The organism is Methylobacterium sp. BTF04, from assembly GCF_010692745.1.
Lineage (GTDB): Bacteria > Pseudomonadota > Alphaproteobacteria > Rhizobiales > Beijerinckiaceae > Methylobacterium.
The window spans coordinates 16,000-34,075 of record NZ_JAAHTB010000015.1 but is presented as its reverse complement, the minus strand read 5'-3'; the positions used below and the strand labels follow the sequence as shown (position 1 = coordinate 34,075).

The following is an 18,076-nucleotide window of genomic DNA, read 5'->3' as shown; positions in this document are numbered from 1 at the left end:
TCTGCGGTCAATATAGATGCGCGTGATAATTTATAGAAGGGTCCAACCGAGATGGCACGCAGGTTGTCCATTTGGCGCTGCCCACCCGCGGCGCTGCGTCTGCGCCCTTCGATGGGAGCGATCGACCGGCCTGCGCGAGGGGGCACGAGCGCAGACCGGTCGATGCACCGCACGTTCAGGAGCTGAACGCACGATCTTATGGATACCCCGGGGATCGGGGCAGCGATGGGTGTCCTTTCGGGTTCAGGACCTGGCTTGCATCGCCAGTGCGGCCGCTCCGGATGCGGCGTCCTTCCCGCGCGGTTCGCGCGCAACCCGGAACCAGAGGGCGTAGAGCGCTGGCAGGAACAGCAGGGTCAGCAGGGTCCCGACGCCGACGCCGCCGATGAGGACGTAGGCCAGCGCGCCCCAGAACACCGAGTGGGTGAGCGGGATGAAGGCCAGCATGGCAGCGGCCGCTGTCAGGATCACCGGCCGGGCGCGCCGGACGGTAGATTCCACGATGGCTTCGTAGTTCGACAGGCCCGCCGCCTGGTCGTGATGGATCTGGTCCACCAGGATCAGGGTGTTGCGCATCAGGATGCCGGACAGGGCGATCAGGCCCAGGATCGCGTTGAAGCCGAACGGCTGGTGGAACAACAGCAGCGTCGGCGCGGCGCCCACGAGGCCGAGCGGGGCGGTGGCGAACACCATGAGCATGGTGGCGAACGAGCGGACCTGGATCATGATGACGGTGAGCGTCACGATCAGCATGATCGGGAACACCGCAACAAGCGACATCATCGCCTTCTCGCTCTCCTCCACGGCTCCGGCCGTGTCGATGCGATACCCCGGCGGCAGCTTGGCTTTGATAGGATCGAGGAGAGGAAGGACCTGCGCGTGGACGTCCGGCGGCTGCTTGCCGTCGAGTACGTCGCCCTGGACCCGGATATAGGTCTCGCGGTTGTAGCGCTTCAGCACCGCATCCTCGCTGCGGGTTTCTAGGCGAGTGACCTGGGACACCGGCACTTGGCGTCCATCCTTCGTGGCGAGCGTCAGGTCGCCGATCTCACCGAGCGAGCGCCGCTCGGGGCCGGGGCTGCGCAGCAGAACATCGACAGAGCGCAAGTTCTCGCGGACCTGGGTCGCCGGCGTGCCGTTAAGGTAGTTCTGCAGTTGCTGGCCGGCCTCCTTGGGGGTCAGGCCGATCAGGCGCAGGCGCTCCTGGTCGAGGGCGAGGTGTAGGCTCGGCGTCTTGTCGCCCCAATCGAGATGGACGAGGCGCATGTTGGCGTTGGCGGCCATGACATCCCTGACCTCGGCCGCGATGCCACGGATGATGTCGAGGTCGGGTCCGACCACCCGGAAGGCGACGGGAAAGCGGATCGGTGGCCCGAACACGATCTGCATTACGCGGACGCGCGCCTCGGGGAAGCGGCCGTCGTCGACGAGCTTACGGACCTTGACCCGCAGCGCGTCGCGGGCGTGGGCGTCCGCCGTCTGCACCACGATTTGCGCAAAGGCCGGGTCGGGCAGTTCGGGATCGAACGACAGCACGAAGCGCGGCATGCCCTGACCGATGTAGCTCGTGATCTCACCCGCTTCGGGCAGGTCGCGCACGGCGGCCTCGACCTTCTTCACGCTGGCCTCGGTGGTGGCGAAGGCGGAGCCTGCCGGCAGCGTCACCTCGACGATGAGCTCGGGGCGCTCGGAGTTCGGGAAAAACTGCTGCTCGACACGGCCCATGGCGACGATGGCGCCCGCGAACAGCGCCACGGTGATGCCGGCGGCCATCCACTTGTGGTCCACCGACATGCGAACGATGCGGCGCAGGCGCTGGTAGTTCTTCGTGGCGTAGATCGCCTCGTGGCCACCCTCGACTGTCTTGATGTTCGGCAGGAGCTTGACCCCGAGATACGGCGTGAAGGTCACCGCGACGATCCAGGAGATGATCAGCGAGAAGGCGACCACCCAGAAGATGTTGCCGGCATATTCTCCCGCCGTTGAGGCGGCGAACCCGACGGGCAGGAATCCCGCGATGGTGACGAGTGTGCCGGTCAGCATCGGCGCGGCGGTGGCGCTCCAGGCGTAGGTCGCGGCCTCGACCCGGTCGGCGCCTTCCTCCATGCGCACCACCATCATCTCGATGGCGATGATGGCGTCGTCGACGAGCAGCCCGAGCGAGATGATCAGCGCACCGAGGGTGATACGGTCGAAGTCTCGGCCGGTGATCATCATCACCACGAACACCGCCGAGAGGGTCAGCGGCACGGCCAGCGCCACCACGATCCCGACCCGGAAGCCCAAAGCCACGAGGCTGACGAAGATCACCACCGAGAGCGCAGTGAAGAACTTCACCATGAACTCGTGGATGGCGTCGTCGATGACCTTGGCCTGGTCGCTGATCTTGGTGAAGCGGATGCCCACCGGCGTTTCGTGGTGGATCGCCACTTCCTCGGCATTGAGGTCCGCGCCGAGTTTGAGGCCGTTGAAGCCGGGTTTCATGACGAGGCCGAGCATCAGAGCCGGCTCGCCGTCGTTGCGGATCTCGAAGGTCCGCGGGTCCTCGTAGCCGCGCTTCACCTCGGCGATGTCGCCGAGCTTGAAGCTGCGGTCGCCGGCCGCCACCGGCAGGTCGCGGATCGCGTCGAGGCCATCGATGGCGCCGTCGAGCCGCAGATACACGCGGGGGCCTGCGGCTTCGACGAAGCCGGCTGGCGTGACGTCGTTCTGGTTGGCGAGCGCCGCGAGGATTTGCTGGCCGGTGATGCCCAGCGTCGCGAGGCGTTGGTACGAGAGCTCGACGAAGATCTTCTGGGCCTGCTCGCCGAGGATGTTGATCTTCTCGACGCCGGGTATCCGCAGCAGGCGCTGGCGCATGTCCTCGGCGCGCAGCACTAACTGGCGGTGCGGGAGGCCTTCGGCCTGGAGGGCGTAGAGGGCGAAGTAGATGTCGGAGAATTCGTCGTTGAACAGCGGCCCGAGCACCCCGCGCGGCAGGCTGGAGGCTTGATCGGAGAGCTTCTTGCGGGTCTGGTAGAATTCCGACTGCAGCTTCGCCGGCGGCATCGAGTCCTTGAAGATGACCTTCGTCACCATCAGGCCGGGCCGGACCGTGGTCTCGGCGCGGTCGTAATAGACGAGTTCCTGCAGGCGCTTCTCCAGGGGGTCGGCGACCTGACGCTGCATCTCCTCCGCGGTCGCCCCCGGCCAGGCAGCCGAGACCGTCATCACCTTCACGGTGAAGGCCGGGTCCTCGCCGCGACCGAGCTTCTCGAAGGCGAAGAAGCCGGTGCCGGTGAGCGCGATCAGCAGGAACAGCGTCACCGCCCGCTCCCGGACGGCGAGGGCGGAGAGGTTAAACCCGGTCACTTGGCGACTCCCGTCATGCTGGGGGGAGCCAGCCGAACCTTCTGGTCGGCCTTCAGCAGGTGGGCGCCGAGTGAGACGATCCGGTCGCCCAAGCTCAAGCCGACGACGACCTCCGCGCGCTCCTCGCCCATGCGGGCGACCTGAACGACCTGGCGCTTCACCGTCTCGGTCGCGGCGTCGTAGCGCCAGACCGAGGTGCCGTGCCCCTGATCGAACAGCGCTCCCAGCGGAACCTCCACCGTCGCGGCACGGCCCGCATTGAGGGTCTTGAGCTGCAGCGTCACGGTGGCGCCCAGCGGCGCGGTCTCGCCGCCGCCCGAGAGGATGTAGCGCGCGCGGTAGGTCCGGGTGGACGGATCGGCGGTGGCGGACAACTCGCGCAGCCGGGCCGGATAGGTGGCCTCGCCATCGGCATAGAGCCTCGCCGAGGCCATCCCCTGTGCCAGGCGCCGGCTGCCCTCGGGCAGGAACACCTCGGCCTCGCGGGACCCGTCACGCGCCAACTTCACGACGGTCTGGCCGGCGGCGACCACCTGCCCGGGCTCGGTGGGGACTTCCATCACGACGCCGTCGGCATCGGCCTGGAGTTCGGAATAGCCGGCCTGGTTGGAGACCTGACTCGCCTGGGCTTCGGCATTGGCGAACTGGGCAATGGCGGCGTCGGCGGCGCCCTTGTTCTGGTCGTAGGTCTGCTTCGAGGTCCAGCCATCGCCGACGAGCTTGCGGCTACGCTCCTCGTCGGCCTTCGCCTTGATCATCTGTGCGCGGGCCGCCTCGACCGAGGCCCGGGCCGCGGTGAGGGCGAGGGTGAAGTCGGTCCGGTCGAGGCGCATCAGCGGCTGTCCGTGCCGGACCCGGTCTCCCGGATCGACGAGGCGCTCGAAGATCTTGCCGCCGACGCGGAAGCCGAGATTGCTCTCTGTCCGCGCCCGGATGACGCCGGTGTAGCGCGCGACGCTTCCGGCTCCCGGCGCAACCGCGATGGTCTGGACCAGCGGGGGCCCGGGAGGCACCGCCGTCTCAGCCGGCGAGCAGGCCGCCAGGGCGAATCCGGTCAGTCCCAGCACCCATCTCGCATCCATCGCCCGTCTCCTCGCAACCCTCTGGGGTGCGCACAAATATTATAATCATCATTTATTATGGCGGAGCATCGAGGTCAATGGGCGTGTCGCTGTAGCGATTTATCTCTCTACAAAAAGAGATTTATCGCTGAAGTATCGGAGGCACGAATCGGCGGTCGCGCCCGCCCGACGCCGCCCACATACATGTCGATAAAAATCTATGTCGATTTGCAGATCGGGCTCTGAGAGCGGCCCTCGCTGTTCGGAGGTAGACCGTCGGTCTGCGCTAAAGGTGTGTTCGCCGTTGGCGCGCCAAGATCATCCGACCGTCGAAAATCCGGGGGAACGGGACGGCTTCAAACCATCGATAGAGAGAAGTCCGTCCGGGACGCAGAAGCGAGGAGATCTGAATCCTCCCCGCGGAGCGGACGAGGTCGGATTCGTCGAGATCGACCGAGCTGAACTCCAGCCACAACGGGATGGACTACTCCGCCACGATGCTTGGACGCGGTCGCGGCTGAGCATCGGCGTCGAGATGGCTCACCGGAGCGTTCGTCTGGCGACAAGGCTAAGGGTCGAGCCCTGCACGATAATGGTGAACAGAACCACCGCATAGGTCGCCGCCAGAATCGTCGGCTTGGCGTCGCTCTCCGGGATGGAGAGGGCGAGGGCCACGGAGATGCCGCCACGCACACCCGCCCAGGTCAGGAATGGCACGTTGCCGAGCGAGAGATTGCCGCCCCAGCGGAAGAGCAGGACTGGAGTCGAGACGGCGATCAAGCGGGCGACCAGGACGATCGGGACGGCGCAGGCGGCAAGCGTGAGTCCAGCGACCTGGAAACGGAGGACGAGCACCTCCAATCCAATCAGCAAGAACAGGACCGAGTTCAGCACTTCGTCGATCAAGGTCCAGAGTGCCGAGACGTATTTCTGGGTGGTGTCGCTCATGGCATCGCGCGGGGCGCGCTCGCCGATCAGCAGCCCAGAGGCGACGACGGCGAGCGGTCCGCTGGCCCCGAGCTTCTGCGCGAGCGCGTAGGTCCCGGTGACGAGCGCCAGGGTGATCAGGACCTCCACCGGAAAATCGTCGATGGCGCGCATCGCGCGGTAGGCGACGTAGCCTGTCACCACCCCCAGGACCACGCCGCCGCCGGCCTCGTGGAGGAGGAGCGTCGCGACGCCCCAGGCGCCGGTCGTCGCGCCACCCAGGCCGGAGGCATAGACCACGAGGACCGTGAACAGCACGATGCCGATGCCGTCGTTGAACAAAGCCTCGCCCTGCATCTCGACCTCCAGGGCCTCGGGAACCTTCACGTTCTTCAGGGTCGCCAGGACTGCGACCGGGTCCGTCGGGCTGATCAGTGCCCCGAAGACCAGCGCCCAGGCGAACGGGAGCGGTCTGCCGAGGGCCTCGGCCGCCGCCCAGAAGGCACCTCCCACCAGGGCGGTCGAGATCACTGTGCCGAGCAGGGCGAGGGTCGCCACCGCCCCCGCGCGGTCGCGTAAGGCCCTGAGGTCGAGGCTCATGGCGCCGGCGAAGAGCAGGAAGGCCAGCATGCCGTTCATCACCACGGCGGTGAAGTCGACCTGATCGAGCACCTTGGTGAGGTCCGCGTAGAGGTGCTCCTGCGGGAAAGCGACGTCGACGAGCACCAGCGCGAGCGACGCGAGCAGGCCCATCACCAGGAGGCCGATGGTATGCGGCATCCGCAGGAAGCGCCGGTTGAACCAACCGAACGTGGCCGAGAGCGTCAGCAGCATCGCCGCGAGGTCGAACATCGAGATCAATGAAGGAATCCTCTCCGGCTGCCGATACCGGACACGATGCGCGTCGTGCGGCATCGCGGGGATATCACGACTTTCCGTGCCGACGCGGAGCGACAACTCCCGACCCTCCGTCCCTGCCGAGGTTGTGACTTGGACGCCGAGATGGCAGGGCCACGGCCATACGCGTCTCGGATGATGTTCGGCCTTGGCATCGGCCGGTCTCGGTGCCAGGGCGTGGGAGGCTGCCGGCGAGCGCAACGGTCTCGGTGGCGATGATGCGATCACGGGAGAGTGTGCAATGAGAGCGCGGGTGCAGGCGTGGATCGAGGCCCTCGGCGACCAGTTCTGGCTGCGCCCGGCCCTGACGATCATCCTGGCCGTGGTGCTCGCCGCGACGGCGGTCTGGCTGGATCGGTCGGTGCTGCAGGGCTACGGCGTCGCGTCCGGCGTCTGGGGCTATTCCGGCGGGGCCGAGGGCGCCCGCGCGCTCCTCAGCGCGGTGGCCTCTTCCACCATCGGGGTCGCCGGCACCACCTTCTCGATCACCATCGCCGCGTTGTCGCTGGCCTCCGGGCAGATGGGGCCACGGCTCCTGCGCAACTTCGTGCGCGACAGCCGCAACCAGATCGCTCTGGGTATCTTCCTCGGCACCTTCGCCTATGCGCTGATCGTGCTGCGCACGGTGCGGACGGTCCAGGAATCGGCCTTCGTGCCGCACTTGGCGGTATCGGGCGCCATCGGCCTCGCCTTCATCTGCCTGGGGACGCTGGTGTGGTTCGTCCATCACATCGCGACCAGCATCAACGTCGAGACCGTGGTCGACGCGGTCCACCGCGACCTCTGCGTCGCGGTGGAAGCCAGGACCCGCGACGCGGCCGACCTCCCGCGACCGGCCGACCCGACGAAAGGCGCCAGCGTGAGCGTCTCGGGCAGCGGCTACCTGCAGGCCGTCGACGCGGACGGTCTGGCGGATTGGGCGGCCGAACACGGTATCGTCCTCGATCTCATCGTTCGGCCGGGAGACTACGTTCCGACCCAGGTCCCCATCGCCACGCTGTCGGAAGGTGTCGAGGGCGCGTCGCAGGCCTTGGACCGCTGTCTCACCTTCGGTCGCCGCCCCGCTGCACTTCAGGACATCGAATATTCGATCCGTCAGTTGAGCGAGATCGCGGTTCGCGCCCTGTCTCCGGGCATCAACGATCCCTTCACCGCCGCCAGCGTTCTCGATCACCTCGGCGACGTCCTGTGCCGGATCGCGCCGCGCCACCTGCCGACCGGTGCCGTTGATCGCGACGGCCGCATCGTACTGGTCCAGTCGGTCACCGATTACGACGGGTTGTGCGATGCCATGTTCCACATGATCCGCCAGAACGCCGCCGGATCCGTCCATGTGCTCGTGCGGATGCTCGACGTTCTGGCGCAGGTCGCCGCGGTGGAGCGGCGGGTCGACCGCGTCGCCGAACTGCGACGCCATGCCGACCTCGTCCTCGCCACCGCGCGGCAGGACGTGTCCGAGATGGCCGGTCTGGCGGACCTGGAGGAGCGCTATCGCCGCTTCGGGGCGATCGCCTCGGCAGGAGCCGAACCCGGCCACACCTGACACGAGCCTGCAACATTGCCTGCAACGCGGCGCCTCCTCGCCATTCAGGTCGGTTTACGTAGTGCCGCGCAAGCGGCCGTCTCTGAGAAAGTCGCAAACTCCGAAGTCCCGGTCAGCCTGCGCTGTCGGGCAGGCTCATCCGGATCGGCCGGCTCCCGAGCTTGGCGCCCGACACGCCGTCGACGCCGATGGGTTCGATCTCGAGGCCCGTGGTATCGTCGATGTACCGCGCGAGATCGACGCCGCAGTTCCGCTGTGCCCAGGCCCCGATCATCATTAGAACCGGCAGGAAGTCGCGGCCCGCTCGCGTCAGCACGTATTCCTCGCGCGGCGGTCGCTCCGAGTAGAGGCGCTTCTCGAGCAACCCGTCACCGGTGAGGGACGCCAGCCGCCGGGTCAGCATCGTTGGCGCGATCCCGAGGTTCTGGCGAAATTGATCGAACCGCGTGAGCCCCGAATGGGCGTCACGCAGGATCAGGATGCTCCAGGCATCGCCGACGGAGTCGAGACCGCGTGCGACGGGACACAGGGGGAAGGGTTTGGTTTTCTGGTTCATACCGTTTCGGTAGTGACTAGATACTGAAATGATAGTAACCATTCCCGGGCTGACGATCCAGCACATACGGGAAGCACTCCAATGAGCAACACAGACAGGGGCGTTGCCCTGGTGACAGGGGCTTCGTCGGGCATCGGCCTGGTGACCGCCAAGGCCCTGGCACAGGCCGGCTACCGGGTGTTCGGGACGAGCCGGAAGGCGGTCGCCGACCTGCCGGGCATCACCATGCTGGTCTGCGATGTGACGGACGACGCCTCGGTGACGGCTCTGGTGGCGGAAATCGTTCGGCTGGCGGGCCGTCTCGACCTCGTCGTCAACAATGCCGGCATCGGCCTCATCGGCGCCGCCGAGGAATCGTCCATCGCCCAGGTGCAGCGCGTGTTCGATGTGAACGTCTTCGGGGTGGCCCGGGTGGTGAACGCCGTCCTGCCGGTCATGCGCAGCCAGAAAAAGGGCCGGATCGTCAACATGAGCTCGATCCTCGGCCTGATCCCGTCGCCCTTCAACGCCTATTATGCGTCGACCAAGCACGCCATCGAGGGCTACACCGAGTCCCTCGACCATGAAGTGCGCGCAGCCGGCATCCGGGCGGTCCTGGTCGAGCCCGGGGTGACCCGCACCGCGTTCGAGGAAAACCTGACGCGCGCCGATCGGCCCCTGGCGCTCTACGCCGACGGCCGGTCGCGCAGCGAGGGCCTGATGCGCAAGTGGGTCGAGACCGGTGACGATCCGCAGATCGTGGCCGACGCCGTGGTGAAGGCCGCGACGGCGACAGCGCCCCGGCTGCGCTACGCGGCCGGCAAGCAGTCGCGTCAGGTGGGCGCGCTGCGCCGCTACCTGCCGGAAGCGCTGATCGACAAGATCCTGCGCAAGTTCAACGGCTTCCCCGCTTGAGGCTGACCAAAGACCCGTCGAACCGGTCGTCGGCGATTCCCGGCGCAGGCGATTCCTGGCGCAGGCAATTCCCGGCGCAGGCGATTCCCAACGAACGCGACGACCCGGTTTTACTGCGGCCGCGACCGGCTCCAGCGCGACGGCACCCAGATATCTATCGGCTTGGCGGCCAGGACGCCGATCCCGGCCGCGCAGGGGCTCGGTGACCAGTCCTGCCCCCTGGGCGCTTCATGATCGACTAGAGGGCCACGCCGTCTCACTGCTCGGGGCGATCGGAAAGGCCGCCGCCGATGCCTGACGGCGCGGATGGGGAATTGCCCATCACCGACGTGCTGATCCGCGATCGCTTTCGAGCGCCGGCCGCATCCCGCAGAATGCTGCGCATGCGCGCGAGACCAACACCCGGATCGCGGCGATGCCGACCGTGAAAGCGACGAAGCCATAGGTGCCCACGGCCGGACTGAGGGTATTCGGTCCACGATCACCGCATCGGCCGACGCGTCGCGTGAGCCCGGGTGCAATGGCCCCCTCCGCAGACATGCAGAGCCCGAATCTCGATCAGGGGCCGCACTCAGAACGTTCGCGATGCCGCCTAGCGATATCGTGACCCGATTTCCGCATTCATCCTCTCAGCGAAGCGTCAGGCTGATACAACCCGCGCCCATTTATGCTCGGACACGTGATAGGAGCCGCCCTTGGCGCGACCAGGTCATGCCTCGTCGCCGGGATTTCTCGCGTCGCAGGTCCATGACCGCCGCTTCATTCGCTGATCGAAGCAAGATGGTCATCGTTCTCATGGCTCAGCGTTCTCATGGCTCGGCACACCAACCACACATGATGCCGCCAATCACTGCCGTCCGGGAACAATCCGGCTTCTTCCCTCTCGCGCTCCTGCTCGCCGGGATCCAACTGCTCGCCTTCAGCGATCGGTTCCTCCTCACCGTGGTGGCCCATCCTCTCAAACTCGCTCTCGACCTCACGGACGCGCAGCTCGGCTTTCTTCAGGGCTCGGCCTTCGTCCTGCTGCACGCCCTCGGCATGCCGTTTTGGGGCCGGATCGCCGACCGCGGGCATCGACGCGCGCTGCTCGTCGGAGGCATCGTGTTGTGGACCGCGGCCGGCATCGCGTTCGCGTTCGCGGGATCGTTCGCGCTCATGGTGGCGGCGCGAATGCTGCTCGGGCTTGGGCAGGCGGTGGTCGCACCCGCCGCGCTCTCGTTGCTGGCCTACCGCCTGCCGCCCGGCCACTTGGGGCGGGCCCTATCCTGGCTCACCGCCAGCGCGAGCCTGGGGCGTAGCCTCGCCCTGCTCGCGGGGGGAGCAGTCCTGGGGCTGCTGACCGCCACCGGGGGCCTGCACCTGCCGGGCGCCGGCCAGCTGCCGCCGTGGCGCGCCCTGCTCGTCATGTCCTGCCTGCCCAACCTTCTCGCCCTCGCGGCCGCCCTGTGCATCGCCGAGCCCCCGGCCCGAAAGCGCGCCGCCGCGCCAGACCAAACCAAGCTGCGCGACGGTCGGGCGTGGGCCTGGATGGGCCGCAACCGCGCCGTATACCTCGCGCTCTTCGGGGCCACGAGCTGCGCGGTCCTGGTGCCGCAGAGCCTCGCGGCCTGGGCACCGACGTTCTACGTGCGCGTCCACGGCCTGACGCCCGCCGAAAGTGGCGTGCGCCTCGGTCTGCTGAGCCTGCTGATCGCACCGTTGGGCCACCTCGTGGGTGGACGCCTCCTCGACAGGGCCCGAGCGACCGACCGGAGGGTCGCCGCCGCGCGGATGCTCACGGCCGGATTGCTCCTCGTGCCCCCGTGCATCGCGGTGTTGACGCTAGCCCCGACCCTGCCGCTCTCCCTCGTGGGCTTCGGCGCCCTGGCGGCGACGCTCGGTCTCACGAGTCCGGCGTCCCTGGCCTGCCTGCAATTCCTGACTCCGGCCTCCATGCGTGGGTTCGTGAGTGCGGTGTTCATCGCGGGGGTGGCGCTGATGGCGATCGGCGTGGGGCCATTCCTGGTCGGAATCCTCAACGACCGCGTGTTCGGGCAGGAGGGGGTCGGGTCGACGATGTTGGTGGTCTTCGTCGCCGTGGCCCTGCTCGGTGCCGCGTTCGCCCATGCGCTGAACAGGTCCATCCGCGCGCAGCGACGACCCGCGATCAGCGCGGCAGGGCTCGGACGGCTCGGAAGCCCCTGACGACCCACGCCGGCCGTGGCGCGACCTCCGCCCCGGTCCGGCACAGCATGGCCCACACTTCCAACGCGCCGACCTCCGAGCGTCGGACCGGGACCGGCGGGGAAATGGGCGTTCATCTCGGGCAGGCGCCGTATTCCGGCCGATGCCCTCGACGATCGAATCTTAGACGCGCGACAAATCATGGACGCGCGACAAATCATGCGATCGATGCGGTTTGCAGATCTTGTTCCAAAATCGAAGTTTAGCCCCGATCGAATTTCGTTGATGCATCCGTGTTTGCGCTTTGAGATACCTATCGGGCGTCGGGTCGTCTTCAGATCAAAACAACGCATCCCTACATTCAGGAGCGAGTTTCTTGGCCAACCCGTCGTTCGTCAAAACGCTTGTCCAAAGCACGAGGGAGGTCGAGCCCGAACGAGCCTTCGAGTTCTGGCAGCACTCTGTTTTGGCCGCGGGCGGCGTCGACACCCAAGGGTCCGAGCAGACGCAAGGCTTCGCAGCGGGTCGCTTCGTCGCCAGGGCCACACACAGCGTCTTGTTGCACACAAAGAGCGATGAAATTGCTATCGCGCGTTTGACGCATCACATTCGAAAAGATGACGTCGACATGGTGAGCATCGCGATGTTCCTGCGCGGTAGCGGGTACTTCGAGCAGGGCAATCGCGGCGCGCGGATGGTCCCAGGCGACATCAGCATCGTCGACACCAATCGCCCCTTCCAGGCTGGAGGGTACGAGGCCTACGAAGAGCTCCGAATACACATTTCACGCTCGGTTTTTCAGACCCATGTCGGCGAACCGGAAGCCTTTGCCGGGCGCATGATCCGCAGCGGCCCTCACAGTACCCTCTTCGCAAACTATCTGCAGACCTATGCCAGTCTGGTCGGACAGATGCCCGATGTCGAGGCCGGGGTCGCCATCGAGGGGGCCTTGCACCTGCTTCGGAGCTTCACCACCACCTCCGAAGTGGCCGTCTCGACAGAGGCGCTACGGTCCCTCGCGATGGTCCATATCGAGCGCTGCCTGCATAATCCGGGCTTCGGGCCGGACGCCATGTGCAAAAGTTTGTGCGTTTCTCGAACCCGGCTCTACGCTGCCTTCGCAGACGGCGAAGGTGTTGCGGCATCGATCCGCGACGCACGACTGGATCGCGCACGTCGGTATCTGTCCGACCCGGCGCAGGCGAACGAAAGTATCGCGACCATCATGATCCGGTGCGGTTTCACCGACGCATCGACGTTCAGTCGGGCATTCAGTCGGCGTTTCGGGATTTCGGCGCGCGATACCCGGCCTCGATGACCTGAAGACGTGCTGCGACGGCCCTGAACGAACCCTCCCGATACGAGGTATGTCAGCTGCGCCCCTGCGTGAGGGACGTCGAGACGCGCCCGCAGCGCTCACGATGCGAAGCTGCCGCTTCGGGGCAGCGCGACCGATCACCGGAACGGCGATGTCGGGTCGGGGGCGGACGGTGGCAATCCCCGGATTTCCACCACCACCCGGAACCGGCGCCTCTGCGGTTGTTCACCCGGCGCGATCGGCCGAGGCAAGCCGGGAGGATGGTGTCACCGACGCACGACCATTGGGAATTGTCTCAGAAGATCGGGACACACCGCGTCCTGGCTGCGCAGCGTCACCAGAGCGGAGAACTCCTCGGCCCCGGCCCGGAGTGCGCGCGCACCCTGCAGGCTGCCGAGCGTCTCGTAACAGGACTGGGCCCGCGCGACGATCGCGTCGTTGTAGCGGCTGAAGCCGCAGACGCGGGCCGCGTTGCGCATGAGGCCGTGCATCCGCAGCAAGCCGCCGCAATCGAAATCCGCAGCCTGGGCGGCGTGCGCCGACAGGCCGATCACGAGCCAGATCGCGCGGAGCGGGACGCGCCGGGCTCGATCTTGACGGCCCTCACGCATCGACGTCCTCCCGCCGCTGTGCGGTCTCTCCACCGGGCTCCAGGGCGCGCCCCGGCGCGGAACGGCCGCGGCCGAACGGGAGGCGCAATCCGGCGACGAACGGGTAGAGCGTCGGCAACACGACCAGGGTGAGGAGCGTCGCGGTGATCAGGCCGCCGATGACGACGGTGGCGAGCGGGCGCTGCACCTCGGCACCGGCGCTCGTGGAGATCGCCATGGGCAGGAAGCCCAGCGTCGCGACCAAGGCGGTCATCATCACCGGACGCAGGCGCGATTCGGCGGCCTGGGTCGCCGCCTCGCGTGGAGCGACGCCCGTCGCCTCGATCTCGCGGATGGTGTTGGTCAGGACCACGCCGTTGAGGATGGCGATGCCGAAGGTGGCGATGAAGCCGATCGCCGCCGAGATGGAGAACGGCATCCCGCGCAGCGACAGCGCGACGATGCCGCCAGTGGCCGCGATCGGTACGTTGAGGAAGATCAGGCCGGCGAGGCGGAGGTCGGAGAACATCACCACGAGGAGCACGAGGATCGCGGCCATCGCCGCCGGCACCACGATCGCGAGTCGAGCGGTCGCCTCCTGCAGATTCTGGTACTGCCCGCTCCAGACCAGCGAGTAGCGGGGCGGCAGCGGCACCTGATCCTTCACCGCGGCCTGGGCTGCGGCCACGAAACTCTGCACGTCGCGGCCGCGGACGTTGGCCTGCACCGAGATTCGCCGCTGCAGCCGCTCGCGGCTGATCTGGGCCGGGCCGGAGGCGACCTCCACCGAGGCGACCATGGAGAGCGGCACCATCATCTTTCCGCTCGCACCCACGGGCAGGTCGCGGATGCGCTGGAGATCGCCGCGGTCGGTGGCGACCAGCCGCACCACGATGTCGGTGATCGAGTTGTCGTCGCCGTAGACCATGCCGGCGGTGCGGCCGCCGATCGCCTCGACCACGTCGAGGACGTCGGCGACGTTGATGCCGTACCGCGCCGCCTTGGCCCGATCGACCTGCACGGTGAGTGCCGGCTGGCCGGCCTGCGCCTCGGCTTTGACGTCGGCGGCCCCGTCGATGCCCGACACGACGCGCACGATGGCGTCAGCCTTGTCCTTCAGCACCGTGAGGTCGTCGCCGTAGAGGCTGATCGCCACGTCTCCGCGGACGCCTTCCAGGAGGTCCTGCATCCGCATCTCGATCGGCTGCGAGAACGCGTAGGCGACGCCCTTCACCTCCGCCTGCAGCCGCTTGTCGAAGGCGGCCACCAGTCCGTCCTGCGTCGGCGCGGTGGTCCATGTGGACGGGTCGGTGAGCGTGATGAAGCTGTCGGTGGATTCCACCCCCATCGGGTCGGTGGGGATTTCGGCGCTGCCCGAGAGCGAGACGACCTTCTTCACCTCCGGAAACGTCTTCAGCACCGTCTCGATGCGGTGGACCAGCTTGAGCGAGGCGGTGAGGTCGATGCCGGGCAGCTTCTCCGAGGTGATGACGATGGAGCCCTCGGAGAGCTTGGGCAGGAATTCGCCACCGAGCCGCGTCGCCAGCACGCAGCTCCCCCCGAAGAGGGCGAGCGTGATCAGCACCGTGACGCCGGCCCGGCGCTCGGCCAGCCGCAGGACCGGCGTGTAGGCCATCCTCACCCAGTGGACGATGCGGGTCTCACGCTCGGAGATACCCGCTCCCGAGAGGACGATCGCGGCGAGGGCCGGCATCAGCGTCATCGTCAGGAACAGGGAGCCGGCAAGCGCCAGGATCACCGTCAACGCCATCGGCCGGAACATCTTGCCCGCCACGCCTTCGAGCGCGAGGATCGGGACATAGACGAGGATGATGATCGCCACCGCGAACAGGATCGGGCGCGCCACCTCCGTCGTCGCATCGCAGATGATGGCGTGCGGCGGCCGTCCGGGGTTCTCGCCGCGCGCCCGCAGCACGTTGTCGATCATCACCACGGCGCCGTCGACGATGAGCCCGAAATCGATGGCGCCGAGGCTCATCAGGTTCCCCGAGATGCCGAACCACCGCATTCCGGCGAACGCGATCAGCATCGAAAGCGGGATCGCCACCGCCACCAGCAGGCCGGCGCGCAGGCTGCCGAGCAGGATCAGCAGCACGACGACGACGAGCACCGCGCCCTCGACCAGGTTGTGGGCCACGGTGTGGATCGTGCGCTCCACGAGCGCGCTGCGGTCGTAGTAGGGCTTGATCTCGACGCCCGGCGGAAGCTGGGGCGCGAGATCGGCCAGGGTCTGCTTCACCGCTGCGACCACGGCGTCGGCGTTCTCGCCGTATTGCATCAGGGCGATGCCGACGACGGTTTCGCCGGCCGCATCGTGGGTGACGGCACCGAGCCGGACCTTGGGAGCCTCGACCACTGCGCCGAGGGTGCCCACCGTGATCGGCACGCCGCCCGGTCCGGTGGTCACGACGATGGTGGCGATGTCGTCGGGGCCCTTGGCGAGCCCGAGGCCGCGGATGACCTCCTGCTGGTCGTTGTGCTCGATATAGGCGCCGCCGCGCGCCGCGTTGTTGCGGGTGAGCGCGTCGTAGACCTGCGCCAGCGTCACGCCGTAGCGGCGCAGCGCGTCCGCCGAGACCTGGGCCTCGTAGGTCGGCATCTGGCCGCCGTAGATGTTAACGTCGGCGACGCCCGGCGTCAGCTTGAGCTTCGGCGCGATCGTCCATTGCAGGATGCGCTTGAGCGCCATCGGCGCGTAGCCGGCCCCGCGCAGCTCGAACTGGTAGACCTCCCCGAGGCCCGTCGCCATCGGCCCCATCTGCGGATCGCCGATGCCGGCCGGCATCATCGTGCGCGCCTGGGCCAGGCGCTGGAACACCTGGGACCGGGCCTCGGTGATCGGCATGGCGTCGTCGAAGGTGACGTAGACCGCCGAAACGCCGTAGCGGGAGGTCGACCGGATGCCGGTGAGGCTCGGCGCGCCGGCCATGGCGTTCTCCACCGGAAAGCTGACCAGACGCTCCACCTCGAGCGGGCCCAGCCCCGGTGAGACCGTGAGGATCATCACCTGCTTGGGAGAGATGTCGGGGACCGCGTCCACCGGCAGGCCCTCGAGGTTGGCGATGCCGCCGGCGGCGGCCGCGAGCGCCAGGGCGAGGACGAGCCAGCGGCGGCGGATGAGCAGAGCGAACCACGATCTCATGGATGGGCCCTCAATCCGTCGCGCCGAGGAGGCTGCGCAACAGGATCGCCTTCAGCCCGAAGCTGCCCGTGGTCGCCACCGTCTCGCCCTCTGAGAGGCCGGCCGTGACCTCGACCCAGTCCGCGCGCTGCAGCCCCAGCCTCAGGTCGCGTTTCTCGAAGCGGTCGTCGGCGGTGCGCACGAAGGCGATCGGGCCGCCCTCGGTCTGCTGTACGGCGCTTGCCGGAATCGTCGTGCCGTCGCGCCCGAGATCGGCCTGGATCGCCACCGTCACGAACATGTTGGCGCGCAGCAGGTCGTCGGGATTGGCCATCTCGATCCGGGCCGGAGCCGTGTTGGTCGCGGGATCGAGCGCCGCGTTGACCGAGCTGACGCGCCCCTCGAAGCGCGGATGCGACGAGACCGGCGCGGTCACCAGCGCCGGAGCGCCGGCCCGCACCGCATCGATGTCCTGGCCGTAGAGGTTGGCCAGCACCAGGATCCGCGAAGGATCGGCGACCGTGAAGGCGTCGCGGCTGGTGTCCACGACCTCGCCGAGCGTGATGTCCGCCCGCGTCACCACCCCGCCGATCGGCGAGACGATGGCGCTGGTGCCCGAGGCGAGGTCGGCGGTCGGCGCGAGGCGCTCGTATTGCGCCTTGAACGTCTCGACCTGGGATTGGGCCGATTGCACGGCCGCCTGCGCCTTGGCGCGCTCGACCCGGCGCCGGTCCACCTCGGCTTCGGCGATGCCGCCGAACTTGAGGAGAGCGATGCCGCGCTTGAGGTTCGTCTCCGCCACCGTCTCCGTCGCCTGCGCCTCGCCGAGGCCGGCGCGCGCCCCGGCCAGCCCGTTGCGCGCGTCGAGCACACTGGATGCATCCAACGTCGCGAGGGTCTGCCCCGCTTCCACCCGGTCGCCGGGCTGGACCGAGAGACTGAGGACGCGCCCCTGCGTCCGCGGCTTGAGATGCGTGACCCGGCGCTCGTCGAAGGCGACCATGCCGGGGCCGTTCACCGACCGCACGATCCGGCGGATCTCGGCGCGGCCGAACCCAAGCCCGAGGCGCTTGCGGCCCTCCGCATCGAGGGTGACGGCGTCCGCATCGGCCGGGGCGTCGGTCGCGCCGTCCCGGGCGGCGGGTTGCGCGGTCGGGGCCGGCGACAGGCCGAGCGCGGCCATCACCGGATCGGCGTAGCGCCAGCCCGCGAAGCCGAGGCCGGCGCAGAGAACAAGGAGCGTGGGAAGCAGCCAAGCCGGCCGGCGTCTGCGCGCTGGCCCCGGTGTGCCGTCCGCGGCGGAGGCCACCTCCGGGGCCGGCCCAACGCCGGTCCGCGCCGTTCTGGGGTTCGCGTCCGCCGCGGCGATCGTCTCGTCCCGCGGTTCGGGCGCCAGCGACAGGGCGGCGTGGTCGTCGGATTCCGCGTGCCTCATGCCTCGAAATCCGGCCTGAGCACGGTCTTGGTGACGTATTGTCCGGTCTCTGCGTCGCGCACGACCACGGCATAGCCGTCGGCACGCAGGCCTCGAAGATCCGCGAGGGCCACGTAGGCCTTCGCCTCCACGTCGTAGAGCCGCACGCCGGCATACCGCGTGATGAGGCGCTGCGGTCGCGCTTTCCTAGCCATCGGCC

At 68.0% G+C, this 18,076-nt stretch carries 12 protein-coding genes; 4 read left to right on the top strand and 8 right to left on the bottom strand.

Annotated features, from left to right (window positions below; translation table 11 throughout):
• Positions 1–243: 243 nt before the first annotated feature.
• From G3T14_RS11355 to G3T14_RS11345, 3 genes are all read right to left on the bottom strand, one after another.
• The gene (locus G3T14_RS11355; RefSeq protein WP_163642662.1) at positions 244–3,351 is read right to left on the bottom strand and encodes an efflux RND transporter permease subunit; all 3,108 of its coding nucleotides are present in this window, start codon (positions 3,349–3,351) and stop codon (positions 244–246) included.
• On the bottom strand, positions 3,348–4,433 hold the full coding sequence (locus G3T14_RS11350; protein ID WP_163642661.1) for an efflux RND transporter periplasmic adaptor subunit: 1,086 nt from the start codon (positions 4,431–4,433) through the stop codon (positions 3,348–3,350). The genes G3T14_RS11355 and G3T14_RS11350 overlap by 4 nt, the downstream gene beginning before the upstream one ends.
• A 519-nt stretch (positions 4,434–4,952) precedes the next feature.
• Complete coding sequence (locus G3T14_RS11345) at positions 4,953–6,200, bottom strand: sodium:proton antiporter (protein ID WP_163642660.1); 1,248 nt, start codon at positions 6,198–6,200, stop codon at positions 4,953–4,955.
• Positions 6,201–6,477: 277 nt separating this feature from the next.
• Between G3T14_RS11345 and G3T14_RS11340 the strand changes: the two genes are divergently transcribed.
• Positions 6,478–7,779, top strand: a complete 1,302-nt coding sequence (locus G3T14_RS11340; protein ID WP_163642659.1) for a DUF2254 domain-containing protein — start codon at positions 6,478–6,480, stop codon at positions 7,777–7,779.
• Between the two features lie 112 nt (positions 7,780–7,891).
• Here the strand turns inward: G3T14_RS11340 and G3T14_RS11335 are convergent, their stop codons facing one another.
• Positions 7,892–8,335: a helix-turn-helix domain-containing protein gene (locus tag G3T14_RS11335; protein WP_163642658.1), complete on the bottom strand. Its 444-nt coding sequence runs from the start codon at positions 8,333–8,335 to the stop codon at positions 7,892–7,894.
• An 81-nt stretch (positions 8,336–8,416) separates the two neighbouring features.
• Here G3T14_RS11335 and G3T14_RS11330 point away from each other — a divergent pair, with 81 nt between their 5' ends.
• From G3T14_RS11330 to G3T14_RS11320, 3 genes are all read left to right on the top strand, one after another.
• Positions 8,417–9,229, top strand: coding sequence for an oxidoreductase (locus tag G3T14_RS11330; protein WP_163642657.1), 813 nt, complete (start codon positions 8,417–8,419; stop codon positions 9,227–9,229).
• Between the two features lie 834 nt (positions 9,230–10,063).
• Positions 10,064–11,413, top strand: coding sequence for an MFS transporter (locus G3T14_RS11325; RefSeq protein ID WP_163642656.1), 1,350 nt, complete (start codon positions 10,064–10,066; stop codon positions 11,411–11,413).
• Positions 11,414–11,768: 355 nt separating this feature from the next.
• On the top strand, positions 11,769–12,710 hold the full coding sequence (locus G3T14_RS11320; protein ID WP_163642655.1) for a helix-turn-helix domain-containing protein: 942 nt from the start codon (positions 11,769–11,771) through the stop codon (positions 12,708–12,710).
• 266 nt (positions 12,711–12,976) lie between these two features.
• On the opposite strand, the gene G3T14_RS11315 is transcribed toward G3T14_RS11320, so the two are convergent.
• The 4 genes from G3T14_RS11315 to G3T14_RS11300 are packed head-to-tail and all read right to left on the bottom strand — an operon-like array spanning position 12,977 to position 18,071.
• Entirely contained in the window at positions 12,977–13,321 is a 345-nt protein-coding gene (locus tag G3T14_RS11315) for a hypothetical protein (protein WP_163642654.1), read from the bottom strand.
• Positions 13,314–16,463, bottom strand: a complete 3,150-nt coding sequence (locus G3T14_RS11310; RefSeq protein ID WP_163642653.1) for a CusA/CzcA family heavy metal efflux RND transporter — start codon at positions 16,461–16,463, stop codon at positions 13,314–13,316. Before G3T14_RS11310 ends, G3T14_RS11315 begins: the two co-directional genes overlap by 8 nt.
• A gap of 10 nt (positions 16,464–16,473) precedes the next feature.
• Entirely contained in the window at positions 16,474–17,877 is a 1,404-nt protein-coding gene (locus G3T14_RS11305) for an efflux RND transporter periplasmic adaptor subunit (RefSeq protein WP_163642652.1), read from the bottom strand.
• Positions 17,874–18,071, bottom strand: a complete 198-nt coding sequence (locus G3T14_RS11300) for a polyhydroxyalkanoate synthesis regulator DNA-binding domain-containing protein (protein WP_163642651.1) — start codon at positions 18,069–18,071, stop codon at positions 17,874–17,876. The genes G3T14_RS11305 and G3T14_RS11300 overlap by 4 nt, the downstream gene beginning before the upstream one ends.
• Positions 18,072–18,076 lie beyond the last annotated feature (5 nt).

What these genes read in the sequence shown, in the direction of transcription:
- G3T14_RS11350 (WP_163642661.1), bottom strand. Translation starts at nt 4,433, where the DNA reads ATGGATGCGAGATGGGTGCTGGGACTGACCGGATTCGCCCTGGCGGCC.
- G3T14_RS11340 (WP_163642659.1), top strand. Translation starts at nt 6,478, where the DNA reads ATGAGAGCGCGGGTGCAGGCGTGGATCGAGGCCCTCGGCGACCAGTTC.
- G3T14_RS11315 (WP_163642654.1), bottom strand. Translation starts at nt 13,321, where the DNA reads ATGCGTGAGGGCCGTCAAGATCGAGCCCGGCGCGTCCCGCTCCGCGCG.
- G3T14_RS11325 (WP_163642656.1), top strand. Translation starts at nt 10,064, where the DNA reads ATGATGCCGCCAATCACTGCCGTCCGGGAACAATCCGGCTTCTTCCCT.
- G3T14_RS11310 (WP_163642653.1), bottom strand. Translation starts at nt 16,463, where the DNA reads ATGAGATCGTGGTTCGCTCTGCTCATCCGCCGCCGCTGGCTCGTCCTC.
- G3T14_RS11335 (WP_163642658.1), bottom strand. Translation starts at nt 8,335, where the DNA reads ATGAACCAGAAAACCAAACCCTTCCCCCTGTGTCCCGTCGCACGCGGT.
- G3T14_RS11300 (WP_163642651.1), bottom strand. Translation starts at nt 18,071, where the DNA reads ATGGCTAGGAAAGCGCGACCGCAGCGCCTCATCACGCGGTATGCCGGC.
- G3T14_RS11330 (WP_163642657.1), top strand. Translation starts at nt 8,417, where the DNA reads ATGAGCAACACAGACAGGGGCGTTGCCCTGGTGACAGGGGCTTCGTCG.
- G3T14_RS11305 (WP_163642652.1), bottom strand. Translation starts at nt 17,877, where the DNA reads ATGAGGCACGCGGAATCCGACGACCACGCCGCCCTGTCGCTGGCGCCC.